Source organism: Halomonas heilongjiangensis, from assembly GCF_002879645.1.
Classification (GTDB): domain Bacteria; phylum Pseudomonadota; class Gammaproteobacteria; order Pseudomonadales; family Halomonadaceae; genus Halomonas; species Halomonas heilongjiangensis.
In genome coordinates this window covers 1-25990 of sequence record NZ_PNRE01000087.1, presented here as the reverse complement: position 1 = coordinate 25990, position 25990 = coordinate 1, and the positions used below count along the sequence as shown (strand labels likewise).

General features: G+C 68.2%; 22 protein-coding genes. 4 read left to right on the top strand and 18 right to left on the bottom strand.

Annotated elements, in window-relative coordinates:
* Positions 1 to 84: 84 nt before the first annotated feature.
* The 5 genes from C1H66_RS18715 to C1H66_RS18695 form a co-directional block, all read right to left on the bottom strand.
* Positions 85 to 912, bottom strand: a complete 828-nt coding sequence (locus tag C1H66_RS18715) for a DUF2189 domain-containing protein (protein ID WP_102629392.1) — start codon at positions 910 to 912, stop codon at positions 85 to 87.
* 347 nt (positions 913 to 1259) lie between these two features.
* Entirely contained in the window at positions 1260 to 1688 is a 429-nt protein-coding gene (locus C1H66_RS18710; RefSeq protein WP_102629391.1) for a universal stress protein, read from the bottom strand.
* Between the two features lie 14 nt (positions 1689 to 1702).
* Positions 1703 to 4300: a TRAP transporter permease gene (locus C1H66_RS18705; protein ID WP_102629390.1), complete on the bottom strand. Its 2598-nt coding sequence runs from the start codon at positions 4298 to 4300 to the stop codon at positions 1703 to 1705.
* Positions 4301 to 4445: 145 nt separating this feature from the next.
* Positions 4446 to 5426, bottom strand: coding sequence for a TAXI family TRAP transporter solute-binding subunit (locus tag C1H66_RS18700; RefSeq protein ID WP_102629389.1), 981 nt, complete (start codon positions 5424 to 5426; stop codon positions 4446 to 4448).
* A 229-nt stretch (positions 5427 to 5655) separates the two neighbouring features.
* Positions 5656 to 7044, bottom strand: coding sequence for a KamA family radical SAM protein (locus tag C1H66_RS18695; protein ID WP_102629388.1), 1389 nt, complete (start codon positions 7042 to 7044; stop codon positions 5656 to 5658).
* 302 nt (positions 7045 to 7346) lie between these two features.
* Here C1H66_RS18695 and C1H66_RS18690 point away from each other — a divergent pair, with 302 nt between their 5' ends.
* Complete coding sequence (locus tag C1H66_RS18690; protein WP_102629387.1) at positions 7347 to 7868, top strand: macro domain-containing protein; 522 nt, start codon at positions 7347 to 7349, stop codon at positions 7866 to 7868.
* Between the two features lie 3 nt (positions 7869 to 7871).
* Here C1H66_RS18690 and C1H66_RS18685 read toward each other — a convergent pair whose 3' ends face one another.
* From C1H66_RS18685 to C1H66_RS18670, 4 genes are all read right to left on the bottom strand, one after another.
* On the bottom strand, positions 7872 to 9176 hold the full coding sequence (locus C1H66_RS18685; RefSeq protein ID WP_102629386.1) for a TRAP transporter large permease: 1305 nt from the start codon (positions 9174 to 9176) through the stop codon (positions 7872 to 7874).
* Positions 9166 to 9645 carry a TRAP transporter small permease gene (locus tag C1H66_RS18680; RefSeq protein WP_102629385.1) on the bottom strand — a complete coding sequence of 160 codons (480 nt, stop codon included), beginning with the start codon at positions 9643 to 9645 and terminating at the stop codon, positions 9166 to 9168. The genes C1H66_RS18685 and C1H66_RS18680 overlap by 11 nt, the downstream gene beginning before the upstream one ends.
* Before the next feature lie 71 nt (positions 9646 to 9716).
* The gene (locus C1H66_RS18675; protein WP_102629384.1) at positions 9717 to 10727 is read right to left on the bottom strand and encodes a DctP family TRAP transporter solute-binding subunit; all 1011 of its coding nucleotides are present in this window, start codon (positions 10725 to 10727) and stop codon (positions 9717 to 9719) included.
* Between the two features lie 124 nt (positions 10728 to 10851).
* On the bottom strand, positions 10852 to 11856 hold the full coding sequence (locus tag C1H66_RS18670; protein WP_102629383.1) for a LacI family DNA-binding transcriptional regulator: 1005 nt from the start codon (positions 11854 to 11856) through the stop codon (positions 10852 to 10854).
* Positions 11857 to 12096: 240 nt separating this feature from the next.
* Here C1H66_RS18670 and C1H66_RS18665 point away from each other — a divergent pair, with 240 nt between their 5' ends.
* The 3 genes from C1H66_RS18665 to C1H66_RS18660 all read left to right on the top strand — a co-directional run bounded on the left by C1H66_RS18665 (position 12097) and on the right by C1H66_RS18660 (position 14409).
* Entirely contained in the window at positions 12097 to 13275 is a 1179-nt protein-coding gene (locus tag C1H66_RS18665) for a Gfo/Idh/MocA family protein (protein ID WP_240618398.1), read from the top strand.
* 3 nt (positions 13276 to 13278) lie between these two features.
* Positions 13279 to 13407: a hypothetical protein gene (locus C1H66_RS23440; RefSeq protein ID WP_276308850.1), complete on the top strand. Its 129-nt coding sequence runs from the start codon at positions 13279 to 13281 to the stop codon at positions 13405 to 13407.
* Positions 13408 to 13548: 141 nt separating this feature from the next.
* Positions 13549 to 14409 carry a DMT family transporter gene (locus C1H66_RS18660; RefSeq protein ID WP_102629382.1) on the top strand — a complete coding sequence of 287 codons (861 nt, stop codon included), beginning with the start codon at positions 13549 to 13551 and terminating at the stop codon, positions 14407 to 14409.
* A gap of 10 nt (positions 14410 to 14419) precedes the next feature.
* Here C1H66_RS18660 and C1H66_RS18655 read toward each other — a convergent pair whose 3' ends face one another.
* The 9 genes from C1H66_RS18655 to pyk form a co-directional block, all read right to left on the bottom strand.
* On the bottom strand, positions 14420 to 14947 hold the full coding sequence (locus C1H66_RS18655; protein WP_102629381.1) for a DUF192 domain-containing protein: 528 nt from the start codon (positions 14945 to 14947) through the stop codon (positions 14420 to 14422).
* Positions 14944 to 16095 carry an ABC transporter ATP-binding protein gene (locus tag C1H66_RS18650; RefSeq protein ID WP_240618397.1) on the bottom strand — a complete coding sequence of 384 codons (1152 nt, stop codon included), beginning with the start codon at positions 16093 to 16095 and terminating at the stop codon, positions 14944 to 14946. The genes C1H66_RS18655 and C1H66_RS18650 overlap by 4 nt, the downstream gene beginning before the upstream one ends.
* The gene (gene modB / locus C1H66_RS18645; protein WP_102629379.1) at positions 16088 to 16756 is read right to left on the bottom strand and encodes a molybdate ABC transporter permease subunit; all 669 of its coding nucleotides are present in this window, start codon (positions 16754 to 16756) and stop codon (positions 16088 to 16090) included. The genes C1H66_RS18650 and modB overlap by 8 nt, the downstream gene beginning before the upstream one ends.
* Positions 16756 to 17571, bottom strand: a complete 816-nt coding sequence (gene modA / locus C1H66_RS18640; RefSeq protein ID WP_102629378.1) for a molybdate ABC transporter substrate-binding protein — start codon at positions 17569 to 17571, stop codon at positions 16756 to 16758. Before modA ends, modB begins: the two co-directional genes overlap by 1 nt.
* A gap of 131 nt (positions 17572 to 17702) precedes the next feature.
* Positions 17703 to 18437 (bottom strand): GntR family transcriptional regulator, encoded by a 735-nt coding sequence (locus C1H66_RS18635; RefSeq protein ID WP_102629377.1) that lies wholly within the window; start codon positions 18435 to 18437, stop codon positions 17703 to 17705.
* Between the two features lie 138 nt (positions 18438 to 18575).
* Positions 18576 to 19823: an amino acid deaminase gene (locus tag C1H66_RS18630; RefSeq protein ID WP_102629403.1), complete on the bottom strand. Its 1248-nt coding sequence runs from the start codon at positions 19821 to 19823 to the stop codon at positions 18576 to 18578.
* 8 nt (positions 19824 to 19831) lie between these two features.
* Positions 19832 to 22726 carry a hybrid sensor histidine kinase/response regulator gene (locus tag C1H66_RS18625; protein WP_102629376.1) on the bottom strand — a complete coding sequence of 965 codons (2895 nt, stop codon included), beginning with the start codon at positions 22724 to 22726 and terminating at the stop codon, positions 19832 to 19834.
* A gap of 42 nt (positions 22727 to 22768) precedes the next feature.
* Entirely contained in the window at positions 22769 to 24418 is a 1650-nt protein-coding gene (locus C1H66_RS18620) for a Glu/Leu/Phe/Val dehydrogenase dimerization domain-containing protein (protein WP_102629375.1), read from the bottom strand.
* A gap of 135 nt (positions 24419 to 24553) precedes the next feature.
* Positions 24554 to 25990 (bottom strand): pyruvate kinase (gene pyk / locus C1H66_RS18615; RefSeq protein ID WP_240618396.1); only part of this gene is annotated, 1437 nt, incomplete at its 5' end.

Below are 25990 nucleotides of genomic sequence, written 5' to 3'. Positions count from 1 at the left end.
ACAAAACACGGGGGGCGATGAACGCCCCCAGCATAGCGCTGCCTGCCGGGGAGCGCGAACCTCGCCGGCATCTCCCCCGACCGGTCAGCCGTGCAGTTCCTCGGCACCCTCGACCGGGTCGATGCGCACCAGATCCTCGTAGGCGTGCCAGCTGGCGTGCCCGAGCACCGGCAGGATCAGGGCCAGGCCGATGTAGAAGGTCATCACCCCGACCAGCACGCAGCCGGTGAGGATGGCCGCCCACAGCAGCATGGGGCGGAAGTTGCGAGCCACCGAGCGCACGCTCGCCTCGATACCCTCCATGAAGGTCAGGTCCTGATCCATCAGGGTCGGAATCGCCACCACGCTGATGGCGAAGGCACCAAAGGCCAGGATGCCACCGATCACGGTCCCCACCGCGATCATGCCCAGCCCTTCGGGCGTGGTCAGCAGCGAGGCGTAGAGGGTCGTCGGGCTGGGCACCTCGAAGCCGAAGAAGAGAGCGAACAGCAGGGTCGCCAGGCGGATCCAGGCGAGGAAGAAGATCATCATCATCACGCCCATCATCGCCAACTGACCGACGTGGGGACGCCAGGCACCGAAGGCGTCCCCCAGGTGCGGGGCGCGATTGGCCTCCAGGGCCTTGCTGATGCCGTAGGACCCCACGGCGACCAGTGGCCCCATGAACATGAAGCCGGCCACCAGCGGCAATAGCCAATGCCAGAGACCGAGGGTCAGGGCGCCGGCGGTGATGGCGATACTCAGCCCCACCCAGAACATGCCATAGGCCAGGCTGACGGCCGTGGCCCGGCGAAAATCCTCGAACCCCGCCGCCAACCAGGCCCGGGGCCGGTCCATGCCCACCGGGTTGATGGTGATCTTGACCCTGGGCGCTGCAGCCTTGTCGTGCGCTTTTGTTGGTGCCGCATTCATGGTTTCACCCCTGTATTCCGCCTAAACAGCTTCCGTCAAGCACAGCCCGTCGAGGCCGGGCCGCAGTCTGGCAACATCCGGCCTGGGCCGGGGTGCTGCCCTCCTCCATTAGTACAGCTTCAATGTAGTTGACCGTGCTCGATTCTGCAGTCTCGCTGGCCAACGCAACGTGGCGCCGATCCGGCGTGAACTCGGGACGCCGACCCGGCCGACGAGGCCTGACCGGCGACTCGGCTCGCCACGAGGGGAACCCGGCGCTCGACCGGGCCGGCCGTCCTCGCACCCGAGACGAAAACGCCCCCCACCAGCGGCCGGGAGCGTTGCGGTTTCCGGCCAGGCGCCAGCGCTTACCTCACGATCATCACCGATACCTTCGAATGATGCACCACGTGCTCGGCATTCGGGCCGAGCACGTAATCGGCGAACTTGCGCTTGTTGTGGGAGGCCATGAGGATCAGGTCCACCTCGAGCTTCTTCGCGGCCTTGATGATCGCCTCCCAGGGCGAACCGTCGACGATCACGCTCTGCACCTTGATGTCTTCCGGCACGTGCTCCTCGAGGAACTTGTGCTGCGCCGCCGACAACGCCTCATGGGCCTTCTTCGCGAAGTCCTTGGGAAAGTAGGAGCCCACCAGGGGCATGCGGTAGTCCGGCAGCACCGTCACCACGTGCAACGAGGCGCCGAAGGTACGGCACAGGGTCACGGCCGTGGGCAGCGCCTTCGTCCAGGAACTCTCCTCGTTGAGGTCCACCGGCAGCAGGATCTTGCTGTACATGGTCTCGGTCTCCTTCAAGCGGTAGCGGCGGCGCCGACATCGGGTTCACGACGGCGCCACTGCAGCAACACCACCAGGCCGAACACCAGGAAGCCCGGTATCCACATCCACTCCTTGGCCCAGCGATCCACCGGCGCCGAGACATCGATGAGCTCCTGGTCGAAGTCGAAGCCCAGGTCCTCGGCCAGGCTACCGAACTCGACGAAGTCGACGAAGGCCTGGTCCCCGTCGGTCAGCAGTTCGATCCCCAGGTTCTCCATGCGCTCCTGTCCCGTGTCGCCGCCGGGTACCGGGACCAGCACGAAGGTGGTCATGGGATCGCCGAAGGCATCCTCACCACGGATCTGGACGCGTAGCTGACTGCCTTCGTCGACGTCGCCCAGCGCCTGCTCGAACTGGGCAGGCGGCACCTGCTGGTAGGGGTCATGGACCATGTCCATCCAGAACCCGGGCCGGAACAGGGTGAAGGCCACCAGCAGCAGCAGGATGCTCTCGTACCAGCGGTTGCGGGCAATCATGAACCCCTGGGTACCGGCGGCGAAGATCAGCATGGCGATGGTCGCCACCACGAAGACCACGATGCCCTGCAGGAAGGTGACATCGATCAGCAGCAGGTCGGTGTTGAAGATGAACAGGAACGGCAGCGCGGCGGTCCGCAGGCTGTAGTAGAAGGCCTGGAAGCCGGTGCGCAGCGGGTCGCCCCCGGACACCGCGGCGGCGGCGAAGGAGGCCAGCCCCACCGGCGGCGTGACATCGGCCATGATGCCGAAATAGAAGACGAAGAGGTGCACGGCGATCAGCGGCACGATCAGGCCGTTCTGCTGGCCCAGCATCACGATCACCGGCGCCAGCAGTGCCGAGACCACGATGTAGTTGGCGGTGGTCGGCAGCCCCATGCCGAGGATCAGGCTGAGCACCGCGGTGAGCAGCAGGATCAGCATCAGGTTGCCCATGGAGAGGATCTCCACCACATCGGCCAGCACCAGGCCGACGCCGGTCTGGGAGACCGCACCGACGATGATGCCCGCCGCCGCCGTGGCAATACCGATACCGATCATGTTGCGGGCACCGGCCACCAGGCCGTCCCACAGGTCCCTGAAGCCCTCCTTGATGTCGTCGGCCACCCGGCTGCGGCCGCGGAAGAGCGCGATGACCGGGCGCTGGGTGAGCATGATGAAGATCATGAACACCGTGGCCCAGAAGGCCGAGAGTCCGGGCGACAGGCGCTCGACCATCAGGCACCACACCAGCACGATCACCGGCAGGATATAGTGCAGCCCGACCATCACCGTGGGCCGGGTCTGCGGCAGCGTGACCACCCGGGAAGTCGGATCGTCGAGTTCCAGCTCGGGGTACTTCGCGCTGACCCTGAGCAGCCCCACATAGACCCCCGCCAGCGCCACGGCCACCACCCAGGGAGTGGCATCGCCCAGCACCGGCTTGAGCCAACCCAGACCGTAGTAGACCGCGAACGACAGCGCCATCAGCAGCAGCAGGCCGGTAAGAAAGCCGATCACCTTGTTGAGGAGGGGCCGCACCGGATTGCTGGTGGGCAGGCCCTGCATGTTGGCCTTGAGTGCCTCGAGGTGAACGATGTAGACCAGCGCGATGTAGGAGATCAACGCCGGCAGGAAGGCGTGCTTGATCACCTCCACGTAGCTGATGCCGACATACTCCACCATCAGGAAGGCGGCGGCGCCCATCACCGGCGGCATGATCTGTCCATTGACCGAGGACGCGACCTCCACCGCACCGGCCTTCTCGGCGGAGAAGCCCACCCGCTTCATCATCGGAATGGTGAAGGTGCCGGTGGTGACCACGTTGGCGATGGAAGACCCGGAGATCAGGCCGGTCATGCCGGAGGCCACCACGGCGGCCTTGGCGGGCCCCCCCTTGTAGTGACCCAGCAGGGAAAACGCGACCTTGATGAAGTAGTTGCCGGCCCCCGCCTTGTCGAGCAGGGCACCGAACAGCACGAACAGGAAGACGAAGCTGGTCGAGACCCCCAGGGCGATGCCGAACACGCCCTGGGTGGTCAGCCACTGGTGGTTGACCAGGCCGTACAGGCTGACCCCGCGATGAGCCAGGATGCCCGGCATGTAGGGGCCGAACAACGAATAGACGATGAACACCGAGGCGACGATCATCAGCGGCGGCCCCAGCGCCCGCCGGGTGGCTTCCAGCAGCATCAGGATGCCGATCACCCCGACGACCACGTCCTGCGTGATCGGGGCACCGGGCCGCTGGGCCAGTTGCTCGTAGAAGAGGAACATGTAGGCACCGCAGAAGGCCGCCACCGCCGCGAGGACCCAGTCCTGGATCGGGATGCGGTCACGTGGCGAGCGCTTGAGTGCCGGATAGGCCATGAAGGCCAGGAACAGGGCAAAGGCCAGGTGAATGGAGCGTGCTTCGGTCGCATTGAAGACCCCGAAGCGGAGCATGTACGGCAGCGGCGAGGCGATCCACAGCTGGAACAGCGACCAGGCGGCAGCAATGCTCACCAGTAGTTTGCCCGGCATCCCCAACGGCTTGCGTGCCCCCGAGTCGCTGGAGGCGACCAGATCCTCCAGATCGACGTCCTTGGCGCTGGAAGTCTTCTTGTCGTCAGTCATAGCTAACCCTGCCCACAGTCGATTGACGTGTTTTCCATGTGATGGCACTTGGCGGCACCGCTTTCGGCGCCATCAACGAGATGCGCGGACACCCCGCAGGGGTCCGCGCACCGATCACCGAAGGTGAGCCCTGATCATGGCAGGATCACTCGATCCAGCCACGCTCACGGTAATAGCGAGCCGCCCCATCGTGCAGCGGAGCGGTCAGGCCGTCGGAGATCATGCTCTCTTCCTCGAGATTGGCGAAGGCCGGGTGCAGCCGCTTGAAGCGGTCGAAGTTCTCGAACACCGCCTTGACGGTCTCGTAGATCACCTCCTCGTCCACCGCGGTGGAGCTGACGAAGGTGGCCGCCACGCCGAAGGTCTCGACGTCCTCGTCGTTGCCGCGATACACGCCCCCCGGGATGGTGGCACGAGTATAGTACGGGTACTCCTCGATCAGGGCGTCGATCTCGTCACCGTTCACCGGGATCAGGCGAGCGTCGACGGTAGTGGTGGCCTCCTGGATGGAACCGTTGGGGTGCCCGACCACATAGATCATGGCGTCGATGTTGTTGTCGGCGAGCGCGGCGGCCTGCTCGGCGGCATCGAGCTGCGATGCTAGGGAGAAGGTATCGGTATCCCAGCCCATGGCATCCATCACGACGGCCATGGTGTTGCGCTGACCGGACCCCGGGTTGCCGATGTTCACCCGCTTGCCGGGGAAGTCGGTGAAATGCTCGATGCCGGAGTCGGCACGGGCCACCACGGTCAGCGGCTCGCCATGCATGGTGAAGACGGCACGCATCTCTTCCCAGGCACCGTCATCGGCGAAATTCTCCTCGCCGTGATAGGCGCGATACTGGACGTCGGACTGCACCACGCCCATGTCGAGCTCGCCGCTCTTCATGCCGTTGACGTTGGCTACCGAACCGCCGGTGGATGGCGCATTGCAGCGGATGTTGTGCTCATCGCTGCCACGGTTGACCATGCGGCAGACCGACTGGCCGACGACGTAGTAAACGCCGGTCTGGCCGCCCGTGCCGATGGTGATGAATCGTTCCTGAGCCACCGCTGGCGCGGAGAACATCGCGGCACCCAGCAGTGCGCCGGAAAAGGCAGCTGCGGAGAAAGCATGGCGTTTCATGAACACACCTCTTGACGTTGTGGACAAGCGTTTTTCGGTTGGCAGCCCGGTGAAGGTAACCGCCGACGGTTTGACCGCCCTCTTCTACTTTAGCGAAAAAAACGCCTGCTTGATGAGACCTTTTTACGGCATAACCAAAGTCTAGTCCCCACCAACGTTTAGGGAACGTTAATTTTCACCCTGCCTGAGGCTCGCCATCCCCCGGAAAGGCGCGGTTTGCCCACGCCTCTCAGGATGCCTTCATGATCAGCGCCTGCTTCTCGTCCTTCATGGCGGCGAAGTCGGCCTCAAAGAAGAAACGCTCCTCGCCCAGGGCGGGCTCGAGATGATTCAGCCAGGTGGCGGTCTCGTCGTATCTGGCGAAGAAGGGGCGCTGCACCCAGTCGGCGTCCCGTCCCTGGATGAAGCGCAGCACGAAGACCTTCTCGCCGTTGATTTCCGTCACCCCCTGGATCTCCACCTTACCGGGATCGGCGGACATCGACGGCCCACGGGCGGTGCGCGCCAGACCCGGCACCTGCTTCATGGCCTCGCGGTAGATCTCCCAGGCGCGCACCAGCGGCACCTCGAAGTAGTGGCGGGCACCGGTGTCGCGCTCCACGAACATGTAGTAGGGGATCATCCCCAGGCGCACCTGGGTGGTCCACATCCTGGCCCACTGGTCGGCATCGTCGTTGATGTGGCGGAGCAAGGGTGCCTGGGTACGGATCTCGGCACCGGTGGCCCGGATGCGACGGATCGCCTCGCGGCAAATGGGGGTGTCCATCTCCTTCCAGTGGTTGAAGTGCGCCATGAAGGCCACATGCTTGCCCGCCTGCACCAGCTCACGGAACAGCTCCAGGATATCCTCGGCGTCGGGGTCGGTGACGAAGCGATAGGGCCAGAAGGTCAGGCTCTTGGTGCCGATGCGGATGTCCTGGACATGGTCCAGCTCCGGCGTCATCAGCCCCTCCAGGTACTGGCGCAGGTGCTTGGCCTTCATCACCATGGGGTCGCCGCCGGTCATCAGCAGGTCGGTGACCTCGGTGTGCTCGGCGAGGTAGCGGTGCAGCGAAGTCGCTTCGCTTGCGGCGAACTTCAGCTCCTTGTCGCCGACGAACTGCGCCCAGCGAAAACAGAAGGTGCAGTAGCTGTGGCAGACCTGCCCCTGGCTGGGAAAGAACAGCACCGTCTCGCGATACTTGTGCTGCATGCCGGGCAGCGGCTCACCATCGAGCAGCGGCAGGTTGAGGTCCATCTGCCCCGCCGGATGGGGGTTGAGCTCGCTGCGAATGCGCTCGATCACCGGTTTCATCTCGGCCGCCGTCGCCCCGCGGCGCATCAGCGCGGCGACCTCGTCGAAGTGCTCGGGCCTGAGCATGCCCCGCTGGGGAAAGGTGAGCTGGAAGACCGGATCCTCGGGGACGTCGTTCCAGTCGATCAGCTCCTCGATCACGTAGTCGTTGACGCGAAACGGCAGTACCTGGCTGACGACCCGCATGTCGAAACGCAGGTCGTCAGGCAGGCCCTGAATCGCCTCGATCCTGTCCAGTTGGCGATGGGTGTAGACCTTGAACGGCCGGGCCTCGAAGGCCTCGGTCTCGTGACTGCCGAGCTCGATGTTCACTCGCTGGTTCATGCCACCTCCTCCTCTTGGTAGTCTCGCACGGCTCGGGGAAACGCCTGCGCGACGGCTGAGCACAGCCGTGGCGCCGGTCGAGGACCGGCGCACCGTGAGTTGTTCTGGGGGTGGCCATTGGTACAGGCCTGGCCGGCGCCTTGCAAGTTTCTGCGCCGATTTGCAACGAATGTCGCGAAAAGAAAGACAAAACGCAACGAACCATTCATGACGGCCCGCCAGGGGAGGAGCCCGGGACCTTGATGCCCCGGCATCGTTGGCACCAGACTGAAGAGGCAGCCCCTACCGGGAGGAAGGAGACAATGAGCGCGACCCTCGAGTGCATCCAGGGCGATATCGCCCACCAGCCGGATATCGATGCCGTGGTCAACGCCGCCAATGCGGAGCTGCGCATCGGCGGGGGCGTGGCCGGGGCCCTGCACCGGGCCGCGGGTCCAGGCCTCGAGGAAGAGTGCCGGCCCCTGGCGCCCATCCAGCCCGGCCAGGCGGTGATCACCGGTGCCCACCGGCTACCCAACCGCCATGTGATCCACTGCCTGGGGCCGGTCTACGGGGTCGACGAACCCTCCGACGAGTTGCTCGCCGCCTGCTACCGCCAGGCCCTGCGGCTGGCCGAGCGTGAAGGCATCGCCTCGGTCGCCTTCCCGGCGATCTCCGCCGGCGCCTTCGGCTACCCCGCCGCCGAGGCCGCCCGCCTCGCGCTTGCCACGGTGATCAGGACGCTCCCCGAGTGCCCCGGCATCGAGCGGGTGCGCTTCGTGCTGTTCGACGCCGCCAGCACCGAGCTGCACCAGCGCACCCTGGAGGCCTTGCAACAGGGGTAGGGGCTACACGTTGTAGCCGAGCACCCGCGGCAACCACAGCGCGATCCCGGGAAAGACCGCGACGAGCGCCAGGGCGCAGGCCATGGCCGCCACGAACAGCAGTGCCCAGCCAACGGTCTGCTCCAGGCGGATCCTGGCCACCTCGGTGGTCACCATCAGATTGACCGCCACCGGTGGCGTGAACTGGCCGATGGCGATGTTCATGGCCAGCAGGATGCCGAACCACACCGGGTTCCACTCGAAGTGCTGCAGCACCGGGATCAGGATCGGCATCAGGATCAGGTAGATGGAGATGGCGTCGAGCAGCATGCCGGCGGCGAGCACCGCGAGCATGATCAGGATCAGCAGCAGCACGCCGTTGTCGGTGAGCCCGATGATCCACTCGGCCATGTCGCGGAAGGTGCCGAGCATGGTGCCGGCCCAGGCGAAGATGCCGGCCAGGGCGATGATCAGCATCACCACCCCGGAGATCACCGCCGCCTCGCCGAACAGCCCCCAGAGGTCCCTGAGCCCGATCTCGCGGGTCAGGAAGAGCCCCACCAGCACGCCGTAGGTCACCGCCACCACGGCGGCCTCGGTGGGCGTGAAGAGCCCCGAGCGCAGCCCGCCGAGGATCAGCACCGGGGCGAACAGCGCCGGCAGTGCCTGCTTGAAGCTCTCCCCCACCCTCGGCCGCTCGGCACCCTCCAGCGGGGTACCGCCCTCCCAACCGAAGCGCTTCGAGACCAGCAGCGCCGGCACCAGCAGCGCCAGCCCGGCCAGGATGCCCGGAAAGAGCCCGGCGGCGAACAGTGCCCGCAGGTCGACCCCCGGCACCACGATGGAGTAGAGAATCAAGGCCACCGAGGGCGGAATCAGGATCGCCGTGGAGGCCGAGGCGGCGATCAGCGTGGCCGAGAAGGGCTTGGGATAACCGGCCTTGGTCATGCTCGGCAGCATCACCATGGCCACCGCCGCGGCGTCGGCCGGCCCCGAGCCGCTCATGCCACCCATGATCATGCAGACCAGCACCGCCACCAGGGCGAGCCCGCCATGGCGCGGGCCGATCAGCGCCTGGGCGAAGCGTACCAGGCGCAGCGCGACCCCCGAGCGCTCGAAGACCAGCCCGGTAAGGATGAACAGCGGGATCGCGATCAGCGGGTACTTGGCGATGCTGTTGTAGGTGTTGGTGCCCAGCGTCGCCAGCATGTCGGGCGAGAGCCCCGCCACGATACCCACGGCACCGGCCAGCCCGAGCGAGAAGGCCACCGGCACCCCGGCGATCAGGAGCCCGGCGAAGGCCAGGATCATCCACAGGTCAGGGCTCATCCTCGAGCCTCCCGCCCAGGCGATCGAGGGTCTGCTGGGTCTGGCGCACCAGCATGGCCGCCGAGAGCACCGGCAGCCAGACGATATACCACCACTGGGGCAGCCCCAGCCCCGGCGACAACGACTCCCACTGGTACTCCTCCCAGGTCAGCCTGGCGCCGAACCAGGTGATCAGGCCCAGCACGATGGCACCACAGAGCCATTGGAAGGCGATCAGCGCTTTCTTCGGGGCAGCCGGCAGGGCGCGCTCCAGCAGACCGATGCGGATATGGCCATTGCGCCGCAGCGCCACCGAGGCACCGGCGAAGGTCAACACCACCAGCAGGAACACCGAGAACTCCTCGGTGAAGGCCAGGGAGCCGCCGGTGACATAGCGTGTCACCACATTGCCCAGGCTGATCAACGCGATGACCACCAGGGCCAGGGATGACAGCCAGCGCTCCGGGCGGGCATCGGGGGAAACCTTCATGACCACCTCTCAAAGATGATGCCGCCCCTGCGAGCAGGGGCGGCATGGGGAGGGCGCGACCCGCTCGGACGTCAGCGTCCGTCGATGGCCGCCCGAGCCGCCTCGACGATCTCTTCGCCGATGCGCGGAATCCACTTGTCATGCACCTCGCGGGTCGCGTCGACGAAGGCCTGGTGCTGGTCGTCGGTCAGCTCGGTGACGTTGACGCCGCGCGCCTGAATGTCGGCCAGCCGCGCGCTCTCCTCCTCGCGGGTCATGGCGATCTCCCACTCGCCGGCCTCGACCGCGGTCTCGCGCAGGATCTCGCGGTCGGCCTCGTCCAGCGAGTCCCAGACGCGCTGGTTCACGGCGAAGATCAGCGGGTCGTTCATGTAGTTCCACAGGGTCAGGTACTCCTGGCCCACCTGGTCGATGCGCGCCACGTCGAACACCGAGAGCGGGTTCTCCTGGCCGTCCACCGCGCCGGTGGTCAGTGCCGGCTGGGCGTCGGTCCAGCTCATCTGGGTCGGGTCCGCGCCCAGGGCGTTGAAGGTGTCCTGGAACAGCGGCGAGCCGACCACGCGGATCTTCAGCCCGTCGAGGTCACCCGGCTCACCGATCGGCCCGCGGGAGTTGGAGAGCTGGCGGAAGCCGTTCTCGCCCCAGGCCAGCGGAACCACGCCGCGGGACTCGATGGCCGCGAAGATCATCTCGCCGGCCTCGCCGCCGGTGACCGCATCCACCGCCGCCTCGTCGGGCATGAGGAAGGGCAACGAGAAGAGGTTGAGCTCCGGCACCTGGGGCGACCAGTTGATGGTCGAGCCCACGGCCATGTCGATCAGCCCCGAGCGCATGGCGGAGAATTCACGGGTCTGATCGCCGGCCACCAGCTGGGAGTTGGGGTAGACGCGCAGGGTCAGGCGGCCCTCGGTGCGCTCCTCGACCAGCTCGGCCCACTTCTCGGCCGCCTGCCCCCAGGGAAAGGCGTCGGAGAGCACGGTGGAGACGGAGAGCTCGCGGGCCTGAACGGAGAAAGAGGCGGTGAGCACGGCGGCGCCGGCCAGGGCCGCGGCCAGCTTGGCGAAATGGCGTGTCGACTTCATGGCGTGTCCTTGAATGGATGTGCCGGGCTTCACCACGGGGAGCCGGCTACTTCTTGGTATAAGAGGAATCGCGTGATTCCCCATTGCATTGTAAAGCGATAGGCGTTGAAAGGAAGGCCGGACATCATGCTGCCGGAGTGGCCGTACTCCCCCTGATGACCAGTTCATGGGGCAGCACCGCATGCTGGATGTCGCGAGCTCGTTCCTCCAGGACATCGATCAGCATGGCGACCGCCTGCCGGCCGAAGGCTTCGGCCGGCTGGGCAATGGTGGTCAGCGGCGGATCGCTGTAGGAGGCGAAGGCGATATCGTCGAACCCCGCCACCGAGATATCCCCGGGCACCGACAGGCCGGCCTGCTTGATGCGACTGATGGCGCCGATGGCCATCTCGTCGCTCTCGCAGAAGATCGCGGTAGGCGGATCGTCCCGCGTGACCAGCGTGCCGGCTGCCTCATATCCCGACTGCGGCGTGAAGTCCCCGGGGCACAGCAGGCTCTCGTCGAGGGCAATGCCGGCGGCCTGCAGGGCGTCGTGATAGCCCGCCAGGCGATCGCGGGTCAGCGGGCTGCGGCGCGGCCCCTTGATCATGCCGATGCGCCGATGCCCCAGACCGATCAGATGCTCGGTGACGGCCCGCGCCGCCTCGCGGTTATCGAGCCTGATGGTCGGGCAGGGAGCGTCGTCGAGCACCTCGCAGGCATTGACCATCGGCAGCGGTGTTCCCGGCGCGAAGGCGTCGGCGGGGAACGGATTGCAGGCGCGCAGCTGGATGACGCCATCGGCCTGGCGGGTCGTCACCAGGCTCGCGTACATGGCCTCCGTTGCCTCGCGGCCGAGAGTGTTGCATAGCAGTACGCCATAGCCCCGATGCTGTGCCTCCTCCTGAATCCCGCTGATGACCCGGGCGAAGAAGGTGTTGGCGATGGTCGGTACCAGGACCACCAGGTTATGGGTGCGACGCGAACGGAACTGGACCGCCATCAGGTTGGGCTTGTAGCCCGCTTCGTTGACGGCCTGCAGGACCTTGTCGCGGGTCGTCGGCGAGACGATGTCCGGCGACTTCAGGGTGCGCGACACCGTGGCGACGGAAACGCCCGCCAGCTCGGCGACCTTGCGGATATTGGTCATGGATTCTCTGTCATCCGTTCACCGCCTTGCCTGCCCCGGGAAAGGCCTCAGCTTAGCGCATTCGAGCCGCGATCTCAGCGCAACACGGCGAGATCGCGATGCGCGCCGGCCAGGCCGTGCAAGACCTTCGTATGATTGACGTCCACTGCCGGACTCTCTAGCTTGAACGACCAATGTAACCGGTTACATCGTGATCCGACAACCTCTCATATACCCCACTCTCAGCATTGGAGCTCGCGAATGCCCACCACTCCTCATACCCGCCTCCGCCTGGGCATGGTCGGCGGCGGCCAAGGTGCCTTCATCGGCCGGGTGCATCGCCTGGCGGCGGCCCTGGACGGCGAGTTCGAGCTGGTCTGCGGCGCCTTCAGTCGCATGCCGGACAACAACCAGCACAGCGGTGCCCTGTGCGGCCTGCCCCCCGAGCGGATCTACGCCGACTGGCAACAGCTGCTCGAAAGCGAGCACCGGCGTCCGGCGGACCAGCGCATGCAGCTGCTGGTGATCGCCACCCCCAACCACCTGCATGTGCCCATCGCCGAGGCGGCCCTGCAGGCGGGCTTCCATGTGTTTTCGGAGAAACCCGCCGCGCTGTCGCTGCGCGAGGCCCAGCACCTGGCTCGCACCTGGCGGGCCAGCGGTCGCCTGTACGGCCTGGCGCATACCTACCTCGGCTATCCGATGGTGTGGCAGGCCCGGGAGATGGTGCGCGAGGGCCGGCTCGGCGCCCTGCGCAAGATTCACGTCGAGTACCCCCAGGGCTGGCTGGGCGAGCGCCTGGAACACCAGGACAACAAACAGGCCGCCTGGCGCACCGACCCCGCGCTGGCCGGGGCCAGCGGCTGCATGGCCGACATCGGCACCCACGCCTTCGGCCTGGCGGAATTCATCTCCGGCCATCGCGTCGAGGCGCTGTGTGCCGCCCTCGCCAGCCACGCCGAGGGGCGCCGGCTCGACGACGACGGCGACGTGCTGTTGCGCACCGACCGGGGGGCCAGCGGCACCCTGATCGCCAGCCAGGTATGCAGTGGCGAAGAGAACGCGCTGAAGATTCGCCTCTACGGCGACCGGGGAGCGCTCGAGTGGCAGCAGATGGAACCCAACAGCCTGCTCCACCGCCCCTACCAGGCACCGATGCGCATCCTGCGTGCCGGCATCGACCAGCCCGAGCTCTGCCCGGCGGCCATGCAGCGGCTACGCCTGCCCGGCGGCCATCCGGAGGGCTACCTGGAAGCGCTGGGCAACCTCTACCGCGACTTCGCCGCCGCGATCCGCCGCGGCGACCAGGGGGACGTCGAGGGCGTGCCCGGCATGGCCTCGGGGCTGCGCGGCATGGCCTTCATCGAGGCCGTCATCGCCAGCCAGGCCAGCGAGCGGAAGTGGACGTCGCTGCCCGACACCGACCCGACAGGAGCCTGATTCATGTACCGCACGACACGCGGCATCCAGGGACCGGCGATCTTCCTGGCCCAGTTCATCGGCGACGAGCCCCCCTGCGACGACCTCGACGGCATCGCCCACTGGCACTGGGCGTCTACAGCTTCAGCCTGACGGCCACCTCGCCCAAGGTCGACGGCCCCGTGGGCATCGAGGAGGTGCTGGGCCCCGGGGCCAGCAACGCCTCGCGAAGCGACCCTGCCGAACTGATATCCTGATGTCCCGATTGCTACCGACCGACTTCAAGGACGAACCGTGCCACTCCGGGATCTGCTGCTGGGCCTCGCCGTCATCGCCATCTGGGCACTGAACATCATCATCATCAAGGTGGGGGTGGCGGAGATGCCTCCGCTGCTGATGACCACCCTGCGCTTCCTGCTGGTGGCCGCCCTGCTGGTGCCCTTCCATCCGGTGGCGCGGCACCAGTTGCCCTTCCTGCTGTTGCTCTCGGTGACCTTCGGCACCCTGCACTTCGCACTGCTGTTCATCGGCCTGGGCCAGGCCGAGGCGGGAACCGGGGCGCTGCTGGTGCAGATGGGCACGCCCTTCGCCACATTGCTGGCGGTGTTCTTTCTGAGGGAGCGGCTGGGCCCGAAGCGCCTGATCGGCCTGACGCTGTCGTTCGCTGGGGTGGTGGTGCTGGCCGGCGGCCCCACCCTGCCGTCGCCGCTCCCCTTGGCCCTGTTGCTGCTCAGCGCCCTGGGCTGGGCGGTCTCGCAGCTACTGATCAAGCGCGGGCCGAACATCGCCCCCTTGGCACTGGCCGGCTGGGTGGCGTTGTTCGCCGTGCCCCAGGTGGCCCTGGGCTCGCTGCTCTTCGAGGGCGACCACCTCGAGGCGATGCGGCAGGCGGGCTGGGCCGGCTGGGGAGCGGTGGGCTACACCGCGGTGATGTCATCGATCGTCGCCTACGGGCTCTGGTACGGCCTGCTGCACCGCCATCCGGTCAACCGGGTGGTGCCCATGACCCTGCTGGTGCCGGTGCTGGCGGTGCTGTTGGGGGTGCTGTTGCTGGACGATACCCTGGGCATCCACAAGCTCGCCGGCGGTGGCCTGGTGGTAGCGGGCATCGCCCTGATCGTGCTGCGCGTCCGCCCGAGGCGCGCCGAGGCGTGAATTGCTACGCTCAATCGCCGGGGACGTCGGTCAGGCACTGGCTGCCGCTGCCCGACCAGCTGACGCAATCGCCCTCCTCGATCCCCTTCTCGGCGAAGTAGCCGGCGTTGACCTCCAGTGCTGCCCGATAGGGCACCCCGGGATAGGTGACCGGGCACTCGCCGGGACGCTCCGCATCGCAGGGCTGCATCTGGCGAATCGCCGCGATTCTCCCGTCCGCGTCGATGAAGGCGATATCCAGGGGAATCCGCGTGCGGTACATCCAGAAGCCGTTGCGCGGTGACTGTTCGTCACGATAGAGGAACAGCATGCCGGCGTCGGCATCGAGGTGGTCCCGGTCCATCAGCCCCTGGCCACGCTGGGGCAGGGTACGGGCGACCTCGACCCGCAGCCGATGGGGCCCCTGCTCGCTGTGCAGCGCCAGGGTCACGGTGTCCAGGGGAACGGGGGCCTCGGCCAGCAGCGCACGGGGCAACAGGGCGGCGGTCGGCAGCAGGGCGGCAAGGCCCAGCAGCAATCGGCGGCGGGTCGGGTTCATGTCGGCGTCCTCGGAGTGGTAGCGACGGTGTCACCACGTGGCATCAGGTGGATTCCCGACGCCAGCAGCGATACCTGAACGGTCTCGCCGCGCGCCAGGGCGTTGCGGCGCGCGGCATGGGTGGAGATCTCGAAGCGCAGGGTATCCGGTGCGTGGTCGAAGGCGAGCGATACCGAGGTGATGCCACCCAGCACCACCATCTCGACCACCCGTCCCGACACCGGGTTCTCGCGCTCCCCCAGCGAGGGGCGCCCACGGCGGTGCAGCACCACGTCGGAGTGCGGCAGGTACCAGGCGACCCGTTGCCCCGGCGCCAGCCCCTCCAGCCCCCGGGCGACCTCGAGCCGCCAGGGCCCCCACTGCAGGCGGCGGTGGCCGCCCGCCTCCGCCACCTCGCCCTCGAAGACGTTGTGACGGTCCAGCAGCCGGGCCACCTCGGGGCTGGCCGGGTGCCGGAACAGCACCTCCGGGACGTCCTGCTGCAGGCTGCGGCCGGCGTGCAGCACGCAGAGCCGGTCGGCCAGCGCGGAGGCCTCGTCGAGGTCGTGGGTGACCAGCACGATGGGAATGCGGATCTGCTCGCGCAGCAGCGCCAGCTCCCGCTGCAGGCGCCGCCGGGTTACCTGGTCCACCGCCGAGAAGGGTTCGTCGAGCAGCAGTACCCGCGGGCTCCTGGCCAGGGCCCGGGCCAGGGCGACCCGCTGGCGCTGGCCGCCGGAGAGCTCGGCAGGGTGTCGCTCGGCCAGCCCCTCCAGGCGCACCCGGGCGAGCCAGGCATGGGCCTGCGCGCGGCGCTCGGGACCCGGCAGGTGGCCCAGCGCCACCATGACATTGGCCAGGGCGCTCAGGTGGGGGAAGAGCGCGTAGTCCTGGAACACCAGCCCCACCCGGCGCTGCTGGGGGCGCAGCGAACGACCGCCGGCGGCGTCGAACCAGGTCTCGCCGGCGCAGCGTACCAGGCCGCTGGCCGGCCGGTAGAGACCGGCGATGGCCCGCAGCAGGGTGGTCTTGCCGCTGCCGGAAGGCCCCACCAGGGCCAGCAGTTCGCCGGGCTCACAGTGGAAATCCGCGGCCAGGGGAATCGGGCCGGGCTGGTGCAGGCTGACCTCGAGACTCGCGTCATGCATGGCGCGCGGGGATTCAGGCACGGCGCCACCTCCGTCGCCCGGCCAGGCCATAGACCACGCCGATGGTCAGGAAGGAGATCAGCAGCAGCATGGCCGACATGATACCGGCACCGGCCTCGTCGAAGGCCTGGACGCGATCGTAGATGGCGATGGCCAGGGTGCGGGTCTCGCCGTCGATGGAGCCGCCCACCATCAGGATCACGCCGAACTCGCCGAGGGTGTGGGCGAAGGTCAGCGCCAGCGCCGAGACGATCCCCGGCCAGACCAGCGGCAGCTCGATGCGCACGAAGGTCTGCCAGGGCGAGAGGCCACTGCACCAAGCCGCTTCACGCAGGTTGGCGGGGATCGCCTCGAAGGCGCGCTGGATCGGCTGCACGGCGAACGGCAGGTTGGCCACCAGCGAGGCGAGCAGGATGCCGCCGAAGGTGAAGTTGAGCCCGCTCCCGGCCAGGCGCTGCCAGAGGGCGCCGAAGGGGGCGTCGGCGCCGAACGACTGCATCAGATAGAAGCCCAGCACCGTGGGTGGCATCACCAGCGGCAAGGCGACGAGGGCCTCGACCAGCGGCTTGCCGCGGCCCCGGGTAGTGGCCAGGGCGCGCCCCAGCCAGAGGCCGAAGGGGAGCAACAGCAGGCAGGTGCCGACCGCCAGCCGCAGCGAGACCGAGAGTGCCGTCCAGTCCATCAGGGGTGGGGGTCCGTATCCATGTCGGCCTCGCCGGGCAGCAGAAAACCGTATTGCGCGAGCAGCTCACGGGCCTCGGCCTCCTGCAGCCAGGCGTAGAAGGCCCGCGCGGTCTCGCCGGCACCGTCGACCAGCGCCATCCGCTGCACCAGGGGCGCGTGCCAGGCCTCGGGGACCAGCACGTGATCGCCGCGCTCGGCAAGCGTCGGTGCCAGCACCAGGGAATAGGCCACCAGGCCACCTCGTGCGTCGCCGGAGAGGGCAAACTGGGCCGCCTGGGACACATTCTCGCCGAGCACGCGCAGGGCGGCACTCTGCTCCCAGAGCCCGGCGTGTTCCAGGACCTGGCGAGCGGCCACGCCATAGGGGGCATGCTCGGGGTTGGCCAGGGCCAACCGCGGCCGGCCCTGACCCGCGGCGTGTGCGGCAATGGCCTGACGCACGCCGGCGAGTGGGTCGTCCTGGGTCGGCAGGTCGTCGCCACCGGCACGCTGCAGCCAGGCCAGGCGGCCGATGGCATAGACCACCCCCGCGTCCTCGGTGCGACCCTCCTCGTGCAAGGCCAGCACATAGGCCTCGTCGGCCGAGAGGTAGAGCTCGAAGGGGGCACCCTGGCTGATCTGGCGGCGGAAGTTGCCGGAAGAACCGAAGTTGAGACGCAGCTCGCGGCCGGTCGCTTGCCGGAAACGCTCGGCCGCCTCGGTGAGAGCGAACTGCAGATCCGAGGCCGCCGCCACCGTGGGCACGTCCCCCATCGCCGATAGCGGCAGCAGTGACAGCAGCCCGAACAGCAGGGCATGGCATCCCGATCTCATCGCGTCCCTCGGTGATCCGCTGGCGAGGCGGCTTCCGGGCCGCCGATGACGGCATTGTCGGCCAGCGCGCCGATGCCGACAAGGCGGAACCGCCAACGGGGGGCCTCGCCCTGACCCCGGTCAAGCCCGGGTCAGGCCTCGGCTGGACTCGGCCGGCCGAGAATCGCCATCAGGTCGGTCTCGGTCTCCCGGGGGCCGAGGTCGAGCAGGTTCTCCAGCGCCCGCAGGTGCTCGTCGACCACCTCACGCGCCCGCTCCGGCTCGCCGGCACGCAGCTGCGTCAGCAGCCGGGGGTGATCGCCATCCAGGTAACAGGAGGCGAGCGACGGACGCTTGTAGAGGGCGATGACGATCGAGGTGCGCAGGATCAGGTCGGTGAGCATGGCGCCGAGCACGCGATTCGGCGACAGCTCGGCCAAGCGGTGGTGCAGGGCCAGGGAGTGCTCGATGCGCGCCGGCTCGTCGCCACGCCGGTGAGCCTCGATCTCGCGCTGCGCCTCCTGTTCCAGTGCCAGCTGCGCCGCGTCGTCGAGCTGGCCGGCGAGCAGTGCCACCACTTCGCCCTCCACCAGGCGCCGGGCGGCGAAGGTTTCCCGGGTCTCCTCGATGCTGGGGGCACGCACCCGGGCGACCTGGTTCGGGCGCTGGTCGACCACGTGGTCGGCGGCGAGCCGGGTCAGCGCCTTGCGGACCACCGAACGGCTCACCCCGAAGACCTCGCCGAGGGTCACCTCGGGCAGGCGGGTGCCCGGGGGCAGGCGCTGGGTCAGCACCGCCCGGCGCACCTTGTCGACGATATGCTGATCGCTGATACGTATGCCCGCCGCCACGGCGGCCTGCACGTCTTCCTGCCAGGCGTTGCTCATGATGCCCTCATCTCTCTAACTTGCCCTCGCACGCACCTTCGCATGTTTCCTCGCGGCTGACTACAGCCCGTCGATTCATTGTATACAAAAATGACTTCGCCTCATTACCACTTGGCCCGGCACGATGTCCCGGCGAGCTCAGAAGCAGGTGATCATTTCCTCGGTCACCTCGAGGCGTTCGTTCGCCAGGCAGATGCAGCGCCACTTGTCGAAGGTCAGGCAGGGGTGCGAGACACCGAAGGCGATGATATCGCCCACACGCACCCCGTTGCGGATCGGCTCGCCGTCCTCCTCGTCCTCCTCATCGCCCCGGGGCAATCGCAGGAAGGCGTGCTGGTCCATCAGCTTGACCACCTCCACGCCGGCCACCGACAGCGACTTGCGGGGGGAGCCGCCCTCGCGGTAACGCCGCAGCGGCTCGGGCAATCGGTCGCCGCCGACGTCGCGACGCCCCATGGCGACGATGGCCAGCCCCGGCTCGGGCAGCGACTGTATCTGGGCGAACACCTCCAGGGCCGGCTCGAGGCCCCGCTCCAGCTCCGGGCGGCGGCCCAGTACCTCATGCTGGGCCTCGCGATAGAGCCCGTGGTCGTGCACCACATAGCAGCCCGGGCGTAGCACCGGCACGAAGTGGGCGCCCAGGTGCGCCTCGCGGAACACCTGGGCGATCAGGTCGTACCAGGCCGACCCCGAGGCGGTGATCAGCGGCTCATGCAGCTCGATCAGGCCATCGTGGTCCAGCGCCTGGGCCGCCTCGACCAGTTGCCAGGCATAGTCGCGGACGGCATGCACCGGGTCGGGGCCGTACACCACCCCCTCGTAGCCCTCGAGCCCGGCCAGCACCAGCGCCGGCTCGGCGTCGATCAGCTCACCCAGCGCCATCACCTGGTCGTGATCGCGGCAGCCACAGCGGCCGCCTTTGACGCCTAGTTCGATCAGCACCTGCAGGCGCAGGTCCCGAGCCGCGAAGTAGCGCCCCAACTGGCGTACGTTGTCGGCATGATCGACGACGCAGTAGAAGTCGGCTCCCGCCTCGACCAAGTCGGCAACGATCGCCATGTTGGCCTCCCCGACCAGTTGGTTGGCCATCAGCAGCCGCGCCATGCCGTGCGCGAAGGCGGCCCGGCACTGGGCCGCCGTGGCCAGGGTGATGCCCCAGGCGCCGGCCTCGAGCTGGCGCCGGAACAGCGCCGGGGTCATGGTGGTCTTGCCGTGCGGCGCCAGGCGCGCCCCGTGCTCGGAAGCGAAGCGCTGCATCCACGCCAGGTTGTGGGCCAGGGGCGTCTCGAACACCACCGCCGCCGGCAGGCTGACCCCGCTCAGCAGATCGGGGGCCGTCTCGACCGTTCCCTTGTCGCAGCGCCAGCTCGTCGGCGCTGTCGGCATCTCGCTCATCATTGCTCTCCTGAAAAGCCATCGAGGGCCGTCCGTAGCTCGCTTGCGCGGCTCTCCAGGGTACCGAAGGCCTCGCCGGCAGCCGCCAGATCCCCCGACCTCGCCAGCGCCTCGAGGCGCTGCGCCGCGCCCCCGAGCGCCTGACCACCGACGACCAGGGCCGATCCCTTGAGGGTATGAGCCGCCCGGCGCAGGGTCGCGGCGTCGTCCCGGGCGATGGCCTCCTCGATCTCCAGCATCAGCCGGGGGCACTCCTCGAGGAACAGCTCGACCATCTCGTCCAGCAGTTCGCGGTTGCCCTCGAGGCGCCGCAGCGCGTCCTCTCGATCCAGGCAGGGGAGCGCCGCCTCGACATCACCGCCCGGCGCATCGTCCGTCGACACCGCAGGCGCAGGCGACGCCCCGCCGGGCGCCGGCGCCTCGACGACCCGGAACAGCTCGGCGGCCCGGAACGGCTTGGTGACATAGTCGTCCATGCCCGCGGCCAGGCAGCGCTCCCGATCCTCCTTGGTGGCACTGGCGGTCATCGCGACGATCGGCACGTGCTCACCGCTCTCGCGCTCTCGTTCGCGAATCGCCCGGGAGGCGGCGAGTCCGTCCATCACCGGCATGTGGATGTCCATCAATACCACATCGAACGCTTGCCGCTCGACGGCGTCGAGGGCTTCGGCACCATTGCAGGCCAACTCGACCTCGTGGCCGCGCTGGGTCAGCAGGTCGATGGCCACCCGCTGGTTGGTGAGGCCGTCCTCCACCAGCAGCACTCGCCGGGCGCTCCAGTCGCCGGGAAGCGCATGGGAGACGGGCACCGCCTGGCCGTTCGCCATGGCGACGCCCAGTGCCCCGGCGACGGCATTCAACAGCTCCGACTGCTTGACCGGCTTCATCAGCAGACGCGAGATCTGCAACCGCCGGCGCAGCGCAGCATCGCCGGCGCGCATGCCCGAGGAGAGCATCAGGATCCGCATCCCGGCGAACTCGGGCCGCTCGCGCATCCGTGCCGCCAGGGTGTAGCCGTCCATGCCCGGCATCATCACGTCGAGCAGGGCCAGCGGGAAGGGAGCGTCGCGGTGCCGGTCGAGGATCTCGAGCGCCCGCTGGCCACTGGCGGCGACCGTGGGCCGCATCCCCCAACTGGCCAGGATCTCCTGGAGGATCATGCGGTTGGTGCGGTTGTCGTCCACCACCAGCACGCGCTGTCCATGCAGCCCCAGCGGCTGCCGGGAAGCCTCGTCCCGCGCCTCCGGCAGGCGAAAGGCGATGCTGAACGAGAAGCTGCTGCCATGCCCGCCCGGGCCGCCGGCGAGCCGGATCCGCCCCCCCATCATCTCGACCAGCTGGGCGGCGATGGAGAGCCCCAGCCCGGTGCCACCATCGCGGCGAGTCGTGGAGCTGTCCCCCTGGCCGAAGGCCTCGAAGACCCGCTGGCGCTGCGTCTCGGGAATGCCCACGCCGGTATCGCGCACCTCGAAGGCGATCCGCGCGCGGTCCTCGTCGAGTGCCTCGAGCCCCAGGTCCACCACCACCTCGCCGGTGTCGGTGAACTTGATGGCGTTACCGACCAGGTTGACCACCACCTGGCGCAGACGCACGGGATCGCCGAGCAGCCGGTCGGGAACCTCCGGCGGGATATGCACCGCCAGCTCCAGCCCCTTCTCGTCGGCACGCAGCGCCAGGGTCTGCAGGGTATCGCTCAGGGTGTCGCGCAGGTGGAAGGCCACCGTCTCGAGCTCGAGCCGCCCTGCCTCGATCTTGGAGAAGTCGAGGATATCGTTGATCAGCCCCAGCAGCGTGTCCGCCGATTTCTGGATGATCGCCACGTACTCGGCCTGCTGCTCGGTGAGCGGGGTACGCTCGAGCAGTTCGGCGACGCCGATCACGCCGTTCATGGGCGTACGGATCTCGTGGCTCATGTTGGCCAGGAACTCACTCTTGGCCAGGCTGGCCTCTTCCGCCGCATCCCGGGCGCGGCGCAACTCGGCCTGGGAGCGGCGCAACTCGACGGTGGCGGCCTGCAGCTCCGCGGTACGTTCCTCGACCCGCTCCTCCAGGCGGTGGCGGTGCTCCTCGAGCTCGGTGATGTCCGAATAGACGGCGACGTAGCCACCATCGCCGGTACGGTGCTCGCTGATCTGGACGCACATCCCGTCGCTGCGCGCAAACTGATAGGGAGCGCTGGGGTTGCGGTGCGCGGCGAGGCGTTCGGCGACCCAGGCCTCGCTCGTGGCATATCCCGAGGGCGTCATGCCACGCTCGACCACGGCCCGCAGCAGGTCTTCGAATCGCATTCCCGGCTCGACCACATCGCCCGGCCTGACGAAGTGCTCCTTGAAGCGCGAGTTGTAGAGCACCAGGCGGTCGTCGGCATCGAACAGCGCGAAGCCCTCGGCGATGGACTCGAGCGCTTCGGTGAGCTGGTCGCGGGCCGCCTCGGCCCGGGCCTGGGCCTCCTCGGTGAGCCTCACCTGGGCCTCCAGGTTCTCCCGCTGGAGCTCCAGCTCGGTGATGTCGGTATAGATGGCCGCCACGCCGCCGTCACCGGTGCGCTGCTCGCTGATACGCAGCTTGCGCTCCCCGGTGCAGACCGTGAAGGGCGCGCCCGGATTGCGGCGCTGGGCGAGGCGCCAGGCGATCCACTCCTCCTGAGTGCGCTCACCGACGCGTATGATGCCGCGCTCCACCACGGTGCGGATCAGCTCCTCGAAGCGCATCCCCGGCTTGACCATCTCAGGCACCCCCGAGTAGTCGCGGAACCGGGAGTTGCAGGCCACCAGGACGCCATCGGCATCGTAGAGGGTGAAGCCCTCGGAGATCGACTCGAGCGCCTCGATCAGCTGCTGACGCTGCAGGCAGCAGGGCGCTATCTCTCTCGGCCGTTCGGGCTCCGTGGTCATGCGTCGCCCCCCTTCATTCCAGACCGATCGACGGCCGCGCGGCTAGGGAAAGACGCCGCGCAGCAGCTTGGCTTCGGTGACCCGCGACACCCCTTCGATCAGTGCCGCCGTGCGCATGTCGATCCGTTTCGCCTGCGCCCGCGCCAGGGTGCGCTGGAAGGCATCGAGCAGGGTCGCCTTGAGCCGCTCGTTGATCTCGTCCAGCGTCCAGGTGAAGTTCTGCATGCCCTGCACCCATTCGAAGTAGGAGACCGTCACCCCCCCGGCGTTGCCGAGGATATCGGGCAGCACGAAGATGCCGCGCTCGTGAAGCATCTCGTCGGCCTCGAGCATGGTCGGCCCATTGGCCCCCTCGGCGAGCAACCGGCAACTGATCTGGGCGGCGTTCTCCACGGTGACCTGGTTCTGCAGCGCCGCCAGCACCAGGATGTCGCAGTCGAGCTCGAGGAGTTCGCCGCTGTCGATCGTCTCCGCCTCGCGGTAGCCGGCCAGCACCCGATGCTCGGCGACATGACCCAGCAGCGCCTCCACCGGGAGCCCTGCGCGACGATAGAGGGAGGTGGAGGCATCGCCGACCCCGATGATGCGGACCCCCAGCTCGGCGAGGAAACGTGCGGCGTGGCTGCCCACGTTGCCAAACCCCTGAACCACCGCGGTCGCCCCGGCGAGCTCCAGCCCCAGGTGTGCCGCCGACGCCTCGATCAGGTAGACCAGGCCGCGGCCGGTGGCCTCCTTGCGCCCCAGGGAGCCCCCCAGCACCACCGGCTTGCCGGTGACCACGGTGGGCACCGTGTGGCCGACCTGCTGGCTGTAGGTGTCCATCAGCCAGGCCATGACCTGCTCGTCGGTGCCCAGGTCCGGGGCGGGGATGTCCTTGTCCGGACCGATCATGTCGATGATCTCGGTGGTATAGCGCCGCGTCAGGCGCTGCAGCTCCGACTTGCTGAGGGTGGTGGGATCCACCCTCACCCCGCCCTTGGCGCCGCCGAAGGGCAATCGCATCAGGGCGCACTTCCAGGTCATCCACATCGCCAGGGCAGCCACCTCGCCGAGGTCGACGTCCTGGTGATAGCGAATCCCGCCCTTGGTCGGCCCCATGGTGAGGACGTGCTGTACCCGGTAGCCAAACACCGTCTCCACCTGGCTGCGGTCGTCGCGGAGGAAAGGAAAGGAGACCATCTGGGCACGCTGGGGGAACAGCAGGCGCTGACGAATATTGTCATCCAGGTTCATGTACTGGGAGGCCTTGAGGAACTGCTGCTGGGCCAGGCGGAACATCGGGGAGTCCCACTCGCCCCCCCGGGCCCGCGCCCGGCCCAGGGTATAACGCACGGCACGCCCCAGGGAGGCGCCCTTGAGGTGCGACTTGACCAGGTAGTCATAGGCCCCCGACTCCACCGCCCGCGCCGCCAGCTTGACGTCGTCGAGGCCGGTGAGGATGATCACCGGCACCTGGGGCGCCACCAGGCGCACCCGCCACAGGGTCTCCAGTTCCTGGCTATCCGGCAGCACCAGGTCGAGCAGCACCAGATCCACGTTGCCCTTGGCGAGCCGGGTCAGTCCCTCGTCGAGACGCTCCACGGCCTCGACCGCGCACTGCAATTGGGCGTCGGCCTGGAGCAGTTGTTGCACCAGGCGGCTATGCAGCGGGTTGTCTTCGATCAGCAGCAGCCGAATGGGGAGATCGGGCATACTCGGAGCCCTCGCAGTGAGCCGATCCTGGCCGCCTGTCGGACGCAACGCTCATCTGCTGCGATGAGCAGTCGCATCCGACAGGCTACCTAGCCTAAGCGTAGGCCAAGCCGGCTCGATCGGCGCCGTTCCCCGCTACGTCACATCGAGGATCTTCAGGGTGTTGGTGCCGCCATGGGCGTTCATGTGATCGCCCCGGGTCAGGATGACATGATCGCCGGGCTCGGCAATGCCTTTCTCCACCAGCAGCGCCAGCGCCCGGTCGTTGACCTCGGTGGCGCTCATCTCGCTGGTGTCGAAGGGCAGCGAGACCACCCCGCGATAGAGCGCCATGCGCCGCTGGGCGATGGGGCTGTGGCCGAGGCCGACGATCGGCAGCCCCGAGCGGATCCGCGAGGCGATCAGCGGCGTGTAGCCGGAGGCGGTCATGCAGGCGATGGCGGCCACCCCGGCGAGGTGGTTGGCGGCGTACATCGCCGACAGGGCGATGGTCTCGTCGATCTGGGTGAAGCCCTCGTGGATGCGGTGCCCCGACTCCTGGGCGATGCGCTCGCGCTCGGCGCCCAGGCAGACCCGGTCCATGGCCTCGATGGTCTCCACCGGGAAGTCGCCGGCGGCGGTCTCGGCCGAGAGCATCACCGCGTCGGTGCCGTCGAGCACGGCGTTGGCCACGTCGAACACCTCGGCGCGGGTCGGCAACGGCGACTCGATCATCGATTCCATCATCTGGGTGGCGGTGATCACCGCGCGGTTGAGCGCCCGGGCGCGCTTGATGATGCGCTTCTGGATGCCGATCAGCTGGGCATCGCCGATCTCCACGCCGAGGTCGCCGCGGGCCACCATCACCGCCTCGCTGGCCTCGATGATGCCGTCGAGCGTCGCCTCGTCGGCGACGGCCTCGGCGCGCTCGAGCTTGGCGACCAGGCCGATCTCCTTGCCCGCCTCGCCCAGTAACGCCCGGGCCTCGCGCATGTCGGCGGCGCTGCGCGGGAAGGACACCGCCAGGTAGTCGACGCCGATGTCGATGGCGGTCTCGAGGTCGGCGCGATCCTTGTCGGTGAGCGCCGGGGCCGAGAGGCCGCCGCCCTGCTTGTTGATGCCCTTGTTGTTGGAGAGCCGGCCGCCGACCACCACCGAGGTGTGGATCAGGTGGTCGGCGACGCGGTTGACGTCGAGCACCAGGCGGCCGTCGTCGAGCAGCAGGCGGTCGCCGGGAACGACGTCATCGGCCAGGGTCTTGTAGTCGCAGCCGACCCGGGTGGCGTCGCCGGCGTTGGCGTCGAGGGCCATGTCGAGGACGAAGGGCTGGCCCTCCTCGAGGTCGACGGCGCCGTCGCGGAAGCGGGCGATGCGGATCTTGGGCCCCTGCAGGTCGCCGAGGGCGGCGACGCTGCGGCCCAGGCGCGCGGCGATCTCGCGCACCGCGGTGAGGCGGCGGCGATGGTCGTCGGCACTGCCGTGGGAGAAATTGAGGCGCACCACGTCGACGCCGGCGGCGATCATCGCCTCCAGCACGCCGTCGCGGTCGCTGGCCGGGCCCAGGGTGGCGACGATCTTGGTGCGGCGGATGGG

Coding starts and splice junctions, on each gene's coding strand:
- C1H66_RS18715 (WP_102629392.1), bottom strand. CDS start 912: ATGAATGCGGCACCAACAAAAGCGCACGACAAGGCTGCAGCGCCCAGG.
- C1H66_RS18710 (WP_102629391.1), bottom strand. CDS start 1,688: ATGTACAGCAAGATCCTGCTGCCGGTGGACCTCAACGAGGAGAGTTCC.
- C1H66_RS18705 (WP_102629390.1), bottom strand. CDS start 4,300: ATGACTGACGACAAGAAGACTTCCAGCGCCAAGGACGTCGATCTGGAG.
- C1H66_RS18700 (WP_102629389.1), bottom strand. CDS start 5,426: ATGAAACGCCATGCTTTCTCCGCAGCTGCCTTTTCCGGCGCACTGCTG.
- C1H66_RS18695 (WP_102629388.1), bottom strand. CDS start 7,044: ATGAACCAGCGAGTGAACATCGAGCTCGGCAGTCACGAGACCGAGGCC.
- C1H66_RS18690 (WP_102629387.1), top strand. CDS start 7,347: ATGAGCGCGACCCTCGAGTGCATCCAGGGCGATATCGCCCACCAGCCG.
- C1H66_RS18685 (WP_102629386.1), bottom strand. CDS start 9,176: ATGAGCCCTGACCTGTGGATGATCCTGGCCTTCGCCGGGCTCCTGATC.
- C1H66_RS18680 (WP_102629385.1), bottom strand. CDS start 9,645: ATGAAGGTTTCCCCCGATGCCCGCCCGGAGCGCTGGCTGTCATCCCTG.
- C1H66_RS18675 (WP_102629384.1), bottom strand. CDS start 10,727: ATGAAGTCGACACGCCATTTCGCCAAGCTGGCCGCGGCCCTGGCCGGC.
- C1H66_RS18670 (WP_102629383.1), bottom strand. CDS start 11,856: ATGACCAATATCCGCAAGGTCGCCGAGCTGGCGGGCGTTTCCGTCGCC.
- C1H66_RS18665 (WP_240618398.1), top strand. CDS start 12,097: ATGCCCACCACTCCTCATACCCGCCTCCGCCTGGGCATGGTCGGCGGC.
- C1H66_RS23440 (WP_276308850.1), top strand. CDS start 13,279: ATGTACCGCACGACACGCGGCATCCAGGGACCGGCGATCTTCCTGGCC.
- C1H66_RS18655 (WP_102629381.1), bottom strand. CDS start 14,947: ATGAACCCGACCCGCCGCCGATTGCTGCTGGGCCTTGCCGCCCTGCTG.
- modB (WP_102629379.1), bottom strand. CDS start 16,756: ATGGACTGGACGGCACTCTCGGTCTCGCTGCGGCTGGCGGTCGGCACC.
- modA (WP_102629378.1), bottom strand. CDS start 17,571: ATGAGATCGGGATGCCATGCCCTGCTGTTCGGGCTGCTGTCACTGCTG.
- C1H66_RS18635 (WP_102629377.1), bottom strand. CDS start 18,437: ATGAGCAACGCCTGGCAGGAAGACGTGCAGGCCGCCGTGGCGGCGGGC.
- C1H66_RS18630 (WP_102629403.1), bottom strand. CDS start 19,823: ATGCCGACAGCGCCGACGAGCTGGCGCTGCGACAAGGGAACGGTCGAG.
- C1H66_RS18625 (WP_102629376.1), bottom strand. CDS start 22,726: ATGACCACGGAGCCCGAACGGCCGAGAGAGATAGCGCCCTGCTGCCTG.
- C1H66_RS18620 (WP_102629375.1), bottom strand. CDS start 24,418: ATGCCCGATCTCCCCATTCGGCTGCTGCTGATCGAAGACAACCCGCTG.